Origin of the sequence: Microcoleus sp. Z1_A1 (assembly GCF_036700305.1) — a bacterium.
In the GTDB taxonomy this organism is placed as follows: Bacteria; Cyanobacteriota; Cyanobacteriia; order Cyanobacteriales; family Microcoleaceae; genus Microcoleus.
The window spans coordinates 181847-189799 of sequence record NZ_JAUBOR010000007.1 but is presented as its reverse complement, the minus strand read 5'-3'; the positions used below and the strand labels follow the sequence as shown (position 1 = coordinate 189799).

Annotated in this window: 5 protein-coding genes; all 5 read right to left on the bottom strand. The window is 45.6% G+C overall.

Annotated elements, in window-relative coordinates; genetic code table 11:
• Window positions 1-303: 303 nt before the first annotated feature.
• The 5 genes from coaBC to QT973_RS07040 all read right to left on the bottom strand — a co-directional run bounded on the left by coaBC (window position 304) and on the right by QT973_RS07040 (window position 7715).
• Entirely contained in the window at window positions 304-1503 is a 1200-nt protein-coding gene (gene coaBC / locus QT973_RS07060; protein ID WP_333210267.1) for a bifunctional phosphopantothenoylcysteine decarboxylase/phosphopantothenate--cysteine ligase CoaBC, read from the bottom strand.
• Window positions 1504-1758: 255 nt separating this feature from the next.
• A complete protein-coding gene (gene isiD, locus QT973_RS07055) occupies window positions 1759-1971 on the bottom strand; it encodes a protein IsiD (RefSeq protein ID WP_006632739.1) in 213 nt (70 codons plus the stop codon).
• A gap of 45 nt (window positions 1972-2016) precedes the next feature.
• Window positions 2017-2640: an alpha/beta hydrolase gene (locus tag QT973_RS07050; protein WP_333232986.1), complete on the bottom strand. Its 624-nt coding sequence runs from the start codon at window positions 2638-2640 to the stop codon at window positions 2017-2019.
• A gap of 599 nt (window positions 2641-3239) precedes the next feature.
• Window positions 3240-5327, bottom strand: coding sequence for a CHASE domain-containing protein (locus QT973_RS07045; protein WP_333057915.1), 2088 nt, complete (start codon window positions 5325-5327; stop codon window positions 3240-3242).
• A 477-nt stretch (window positions 5328-5804) separates the two neighbouring features.
• Complete coding sequence (locus tag QT973_RS07040; RefSeq protein WP_333057914.1) at window positions 5805-7715, bottom strand: ATP-binding protein; 1911 nt, start codon at window positions 7713-7715, stop codon at window positions 5805-5807.
• Window positions 7716-7953 lie beyond the last annotated feature (238 nt).

Sequence of the window (7953 nt, the reverse complement as noted above, 5' to 3'; positions counted from 1 at the left end):
TTGTAGGGGCGGGTTTTACCAACCATTTATGTTAGAAACCTACCATCTCCAAAACCCGCCCCCACAAGGCGACAAATATTTCATTTCGATCGCAGTAAAGGTTAATCTAGATTATCGGTTGTGTGGGGGCGGGTTTATATAAATTGTTTGCGGGTATTAAATATTATTGGTGAACCCGCCCCTACAGACATTTGTAGGGGCGGGTTTTACCAACCATTTATGTTAGAAACCTACCATCTCCAAAACCCGCCCCCACAAGGCGACAAATCCGCAATTGGTAATATCATCGCAGTTCGATCGCCCTCACCCGTTCATCACAAAATCTAACAATCGGTGAGCCATTTCTAGCTTGCTGCAAGGTGCTATTTCTACTTGCTTGCCGGCGGCATTAATTAATATTGCTTGATTGGTATTGCTGCCAAAACCTGCACCTATTCGATCGATCGGGTTGGCGGCAATTACATCCAGTTTCTTCGATCGCAATTTCTCCAAAGCCGGCTTGACAATATCCCCAGTTTGTGCTGCAAACCCGATTAATTTTTGGTGCGGCTGTTTCAATTTTCCCAACTCTGCCACAATATCCGCTACCGGTGCCAAAGGCAAACAATTCGGGAGCGATCGCTTCGGCAATTTCTCACTACTGTACTCAGCCGGCTTCACATCCGCTACCGCCGCCGCCATCACCGTCAAATCCGCATCGTGAAAGCATTGCAGCATCGCCTGCCGCATTTCTTCTGCACTCGCAACTGCGATCGCCCGCACACCTGAGAGCGGCAATTCGCCAGTTATACTGTGTACCAGCGTCACTGTCGCGCCGCGGTGCTGTGCAGCTTGCGCCAAAGCTATACCCATTTTGCCACTGGAAGGATTGCCGATAAACCGCACCGGATCGAGGTGTTCCCGCGTTCCTCCCGCACCGATCAACACCCGAAGGCCCGCTAAATCTCGATCGCCCTTGGCATACAACAGCGATTCAATATGAGGCAAAATCTCATAAGGTTCTGCCATACGGCCAACACCCGCGCGATCGCACGCCAGCATACCCGCCCCCGGATTCGCAGCATGATAGCGCCGATAACTCAACACTTCCCGCCAATTCCGCTGCACCGCCGGCTGTTCCCACATATCCGTATTCATCGCCGGTGCCAGCAAAATTGGGCAATTAGAAGCTAAGACAGTATTAGTCAACAAATTATCAGCAAAACCCCCCGCCAACTTAGCCAAAGTATTAGCTGTCAAAGGAGCAATCACAAAAACTTCCGCCCATTCTCCCAGTTGAATATGCAGGGGGCGCCCGTGACTTGGTTGCCAAAAATCTTTGTCAGTAAAAGCAGGATGGCGGCACAGAGTAGCAAAAGTCAAAGGCGTTACAAACTCCCCGGCAGCATCAGTAAGAATAGCTTTAACTTCCGCTCCAGCTTTCGCTAAAGTTGAAACTACTTCGCAAACTTTGTAAGCCGCAATCCCGCCACTAACGCCGATTAAAATTCGTCTGCCTTTCATGTCATACCATTTTAGATTTTAGATTTTAGATTTTAGATTTTAATTTGGGAATGACTGATGAATACCAGGGTTGAGAGCTGGCCTACATTCACATTCTTTTTTGAAACTGGTGTCATTTTTCCATAAAAAAGAATCAAGAAAGAAATTAAGATAAAAACAGACTAAAATCCCTCATTCATCTGTTTAATCTGCAACAAAATATGCTGCTAACTTCTTCCTCAATTCCGTCGAAATTTTTGAGCTAGATTTTTCAGTCTATGCTTCGTCGTAGGCTTCCATATCCAGAAGGTGGAGATAAGGTTCAACTAGCTCCGGCCGCTGAAAAGCAAGCGATCGCAACAAATGCCAATCATTCAATCCCTCAAAAGGATCTGTATAATCGTCAACTTCCAAACGGACAGCCAATTCTGCCACGTCCTGAGAAGTAAGTACAGCAATATCGCGCGATGCTTTGGTTAAAGTTTTCATTTTTTTCCCCTGCCCGAGACTTCCGCCATACTATATACTAAACCTTTAATCAGATTTCGACACAGTTTCTACAACAAAACTTCGCATTACCTCTATAACTTCCGGCACAATCTCGTGTCCCATGTTAAATTCTCGATACTGCACCGGAGATCCCCAAGCCGTCAAACTCTCGCGCGATCGCACAGCAGCACTAACAGGCACAATAGTATCTTGAGTACCGTGTACGATTAAAACAGGTGGCAAAACACTCCCCGCAACTGGCGAAATCTGGTGTAAATAACCGCTCAGACAAATTAAACCAGCTAGGGGCAAAGTCAATCCCACATCTAGAGTCATCGCTCCGCCTTGAGAAAAGCCACTTAAAATCGTGCGAGACAAAGGCACGCCCGTGGTGCTTTCCAAAGACAGCAAAAATTCCCTCAGCAATTGCCGGCTTTCTACCAATCCCTGAGCGTCTTTGGTTTGAAGGTTATACCACGCTTTGCCACTCGTTACCTGGGGATGGGGAAAGGGGGCATAGGGAAACACAAACTGATAATCCGGCAAATTGAAAAAGGGTGCTAAGGAAGTCAAATCCCGAGCATTAGCACCCCATCCATGTAAAGCGACCATCAAAGCGACAGGTTTGCGATCCGTTGTGGGCGGTATGCTAATAGATTGTAAAGACATCGTAGTTAATAATTGGTAATCTGGCCTGGCTACAATTATAAATTGTTACGACGGGTAAAAACCCAGATATTTTTTTCGGCAATATTCCACTGAACTTAGCACAGGTTTGCTAATAACTATAACAGTTGACAGTTGACAATTAACAGTTGACAGTTAACCGTTGAAAGTAGAGTGCTAAATCCGAAACTTTCCCAAGTAAAATGCGGAGATTTTACGTTTTATAAACAGGAATTAGGGAGCATCTCATATTTGTAAAAACACTTCTTCTGGCTCCTTCCTTCTGGCTCCTTCCTTCTGCCTCTTTCCTCCTGCCTCCTGCCTTCTGCCCCCTGCCCCCTCCTGCCTTCTGCCCCCTGCCCCCTCCTGCCTCCTATCTCCTGCCTCCTGTCTCCAATTTATAGCTGGGCTGCTTTCATTGAGATGCTCCCAGCAAGACTCAGCTAAAAGCGAGATTTGTTCCGCTAATTCCAATTGACCGAAAGCATCCAGGATACAAGCCCCCAGATTAATTAATGAAGAAATAAAAAACCTGTATCCGATGAAACTTGCCCCCCCGAATCTATCTCGCGCAAGTCAATCTAAAATCTAAAATCTAAAATCTAAAATCGATTGACACCTACCGCAGGTAAAACCTTAGAAATAGATTGCTTAGACTGTTGTCGCACCGGCACCTCAATCCAGAATTCAGTTCCCTCCCCCGGAGCCGACACGCACCTGAGCGAACCTTGATGTTTGTCCACTATTTGATAGCAGATAGACAATCCCAAGCCAGTACCTTGGCCTACAGGCTTGGTAGTAAAAAACGGATCAAACAAACGTTTTTTGACATTCTCCGTCATGCCCGTTCCATTGTCAGCAATTCGCACGCATACACAATTAGAACTTAAAAGTTCAGTGCGAATCCGAATAGTAGGTAAAAAGGCAGAATTCGAGGCGTTGTTTTCGAGCTTTTTTTGATTTTCTGCATCAGATAAAACATCAATAGCATTGCTCAAAATATTCATAAATACCTGATTCAATTGTCCCGCCCAGCACTCCACCAATGGCAAATTTCCGTATTCTTTGATAAGTTTAATGCCCGGAAAACCAGGTTGGGGTTTCAGCCGACTATCCAAAATCATCAAGGTGCTGTCAATGCCTTGGTGAATGTTAACCGACTTCTTTTCAGCTTCATCCAAGCGCGAAAAATTACGCAGAGAAAGCACGATCTGGCTGATCCGTTCAGCTCCCATATTCATAGATTTTAGGATTTTAGGCAAGTCTTCACTGATAAAATCCAAATCAATATCTTTTAGTTTCGCTTGCACTTCGGGCGTTGGGTTGGGATATTGCTGCTGGTATATTTCCACAAGTTCCAGCAAGTCTCTAGTATATGCGCCTGTATGGATCAGGTTGCCAGAGATGAAGTTGACAGGATTGTTAATTTCGTGGGCAACTCCAGCCACCAACTGCCCCAGGCTGGACATTTTTTCAGTTTGGATTAGTTTAAATTGAGCTTCCTGCAAATTTTTTAGTGCTGTTTCTAGTTCAGCGGTGCGCTGTTTTAGTTGAATTGTACGATCGTACACTTGCTGTTCTACTTTTGCAGTACGTTCTAGAGACATCAACAGGTAAATCGTCAAGCTGCCAGTCATCAATAGCCCGATCGCCCCAATGGCCAGCGAACCCTGATGCGTCCTCAGACTGTTGTACCCCTTCCCTGGCAAAACTAGCAGCCTCCACTGGCGGTCTGCTACGTTAAATAGGCGAGTGCAAGCACTAGGATTTTTACAGATTTTTCCCCGCAGATTAGCTAACTCTGGCTTTTCGTGTTTTGGGTTATCTATCAACTGCTTAGCTTGTGAGTCGTAGCGCACCAGAAAGTGTTCTTTCTCTATAGCAGAGTTGTCATAGAGGTAAAAATTAATCTTGTCTAAATTCAGCGATTCTAAAGAGGAATCGACCATACTCGTGATCTGAAACAGACCCGCAATCACTCCCATGAGGTTTTGGCGGCCGTTGACCGAATTATCTGGAGAATTTGTGGGGCGGGGTACTGGTAGAAATACTTGCAATCCTGGTTGATTGTTGCTGACTAATCTAATCCGCGCGGAAGCCGCTATTTTCCCGGTATTCGCCGACTTCTCTAAAGCTGTTTTGCGATCGGGGCTGGAGGCAACATCAAAACCGATCACTTTGTTATCTTCTTCTAATGCTTCTCTGTAAATAATAGGAAAGTATTCCGATCGCACTTTTGCTTTGACCTGCTTTTTGTCAGGAGTTCGTTCGTAAATTTGAAATGCCGGAAAATCTTCGGCTCGAATTGTCTTTTCGTAAGCTGCTTTTTGGGCAGCAGGCACGCGCCGAATCCAGTTAACAGAATGTATAGCAGTATTTCGGGCAAGTGCAGGTTGAGCGAATTGCTTAAAATCTTGTCGGCTAACTTCAGTAGACGCCCTGTAGAATGCTTCCAGTGAGTACAGAACTTCTAAATTTTTGTTGATGCTTTGCTGCAAAGTCACATTCAGGCGATCGGCTTGCTGATGAAATTCCGCTTGCATTCGTTGGTGTTCCGAATGCCACACAACGGCTGCGGCTGCCAAGGACAAACTCGTACCTGTGCAAAGAGTCAGCGCTGCTGGAATGTAGCGACGGTGCGACTGTAAACTTTCGGTCAGCGAATTAAACCAATTGCTCGCAAAATTCATATTTCCACACCTTCTGCCACCGAAGTGCTATTTTTTAAAGACTTGTAAAAGTCCTTGATAGCACGATCGACAGCCGACAAACAAGATTGTCTAAAAACTTACGATCGCAGAAATAGAACTTACCTTGAGAAACCCAATTTCTACGAAAATATTAATGTGTAACGAGAAAGTTGGGAAGAAACCCGGTTTCTTCCGAATAGTCCATCCACTAAGCTGTTGCGCGTTTAAATTGCATATTCGGGACGGGCTCGCGTGCCCATCCCACAATAATTTGAGTGATTTTTGACACACAATTTAAATGGAGAACAGCTTACTGAGGAATTAAAACCAATTGTAACTAAGTGTAACGAAGTCAGTTCCCATCTCGGCGCTCCCAAGTTCCTGCCCCGGAAGAACCCGGGAACAAGAAAAAGCCTCGATCTGGTGGGGCGGGTACTCAATACCCGCCCCACAAAGCCAACTTAAAGGTGGAACCGCTTACAAAACAGTCCCTATTTCCTTCAAATAAACCCGTGTAAACGGTTCATCATCCCCCAGAGTATACTGTTCGATCAATCCTTGGCGGCGAATAGAAATACTATTTCCTTCCCTCATCACAACAGTATCGTCATCAGTGCTTTCTCTGACCAACATCATCTCAGTTTCCCCCGGATTGTCCAGCACCACCATATTGCTGCCCCGATAAAACATTCCCTCAGCTTCCAAAATATCTTCGGGATATTCAGCAATTAACAAATCGAGCTTGGGATTCCGCAGCAAACTTTGCAAGTTCAGATGGTAATTCTTATTCAAAACTTTTTCAGAACGGTTAACAAAAAGTCCACCGCGACAAACAGCACCGATTGTCCAATCGGGATGCTGCAACAGAACATGGTCGATGGTTTCTTGTAGGTCATGTACCGAAATTCTGTTGAAAGTAATAATCGGAATTCTGGCTAATTTTCCCGATTCAAAGAAAGTTTCGATAATATGGGAAGGTACATCAACTCCTTCGCCGACAGCAGGGTTAAGGTGCATAAAAATTCCCGGCGCGGCATTGATCTCGATAATCCCAAAATTCCCGGTTTTCCAAGATTTGGCGAGAGTTTCTGTTACCACATCAATTCCCAAACAAGTTAACCGAAAATGTAGGGCGATATCTTGAGCTAAAACAATGTTATCCGGGTGAATATTGCGGGTAGCATCGATGCTGACGCCGCCTGCGGAAAGATTAGCGACTTTGCGTAGAGACACAGTGCGATCGCGACTTAGTACACTATCTAATGACAGCCCTTGTTCTTCCAGATACATTTCCATCGCTTCGTCGGACTGAATTTTGCTCATCGCCGAAGTAGGCGTATCCAAACGTTCTGGTTTGCGGTTTTCACGGCGGATCAATTCGCGAATTGTTGAGTCGCCATCACCTGTTACCGAAGCGGGCCGGCGTTCAGTTGCCGAAACAAATTTGCCGTCAACGCACAGCAGCCTAAAATCCGATCCTTTGATGCTGTTTTCCACAATTACTCGCACCGGATCTGTTTCGGGAATTGCCTTAACTGCTCTTTTAAAAGCCGCCTGCAATTCCTCACCATCTCGGACATCTGCTGTGACGCCAATTCCTTTATGACCGACTACGGGTTTGATAGCAACTGGGTAGCCAATTTCTCTAGCAACTGCCAGAGCTCCGTTTTCTGTGGAGACGATATCGCCTTGGGGAACAGGAAATCCTAATGTAGCGAGAAAAGCTTTACAATCGTCTTTGCGCGTGGTAAAATCTGAGTCTAAATGGCTGTCAGAATCAAAAGTAGTTGCAGAGCCACGAACCAGTTTTTTACCGTACCCATATTGCATTAGTCCTTCATCCCACAAATAAAATGTGGGAATGCCTTTTTGGGATGCCGATCGCATTAACGAATAAACTGTCGGCCCTCCGTAAACTGACTGCCGGAACATATTTTGCAGCGCGCCCATTTGTGCTTCTAAGGGAAAGTCTTGATTTTGATTAATGGCTTCAAACCAATCCCAAACTGCGTAAACTACGGCTCTGGCGGTGCGGGCGTGAAGTGCTTCTATGCTGATTCTGTTAAAGTAAGAAAATGGCTTGATGTTCCAGTGTTGGAAGTGCAAACCCATGTCGAGTTTTGCTAGTTCTGAGGCGGTACGACCGAACAGTTGGGCATGGTTCGAGAAAGTTTCGTGCAGCAGTTGCGGGTAGCGATCGCTAATAATTGTATGGTAATGTGCGATCGGCAAAGGTTCGCTCCCCCCCGTCACAGCTAAATCAAAAACTAAAGCCGCGGTGTCTAAATAAGGGTTGGGCCCGATATAGTGTTTGAAGTTGAACACATCGAAAATATCGGTTTTTCGAGCATTGACGCGCGCTGTTTCTGTGCTTTTTTCTTGCAGCATTTTCTAACCTCCTTTGAGCTAATTTTTTACGGTAACTTTATAGTTGGTGCAGGGGATACTACCTGGGGGCATAGATATTCCAGCAGTCAGACAAATACTCCGACCAATTCTGCCTTCAGTATTGCCCAATAGGGGGATTGGGAGAGATGGGGGGATGGGGAGAGGGGGAGTGGGTGAGAGTAGGAAAGTATTCCTTCTTCCTTTAACATCTGACTAAGTATAGATGACTAAGCATTGA

Excerpts from the sequence above, each read along its gene's own strand:
- coaBC (WP_333210267.1), bottom strand. The coding sequence starts at position 1,503 with ATGAAAGGCAGACGAATTTTAATCGGCGTTAGTGGCGGGATTGCGGCT.
- isiD (WP_006632739.1), bottom strand. The coding sequence starts at position 1,971 with ATGAAAACTTTAACCAAAGCATCGCGCGATATTGCTGTACTTACTTCT.
- QT973_RS07050 (WP_333232986.1), bottom strand. The coding sequence starts at position 2,640 with ATGTCTTTACAATCTATTAGCATACCGCCCACAACGGATCGCAAACCT.
- QT973_RS07045 (WP_333057915.1), bottom strand. The coding sequence starts at position 5,327 with ATGAATTTTGCGAGCAATTGGTTTAATTCGCTGACCGAAAGTTTACAG.
- QT973_RS07040 (WP_333057914.1), bottom strand. The coding sequence starts at position 7,715 with ATGCTGCAAGAAAAAAGCACAGAAACAGCGCGCGTCAATGCTCGAAAA.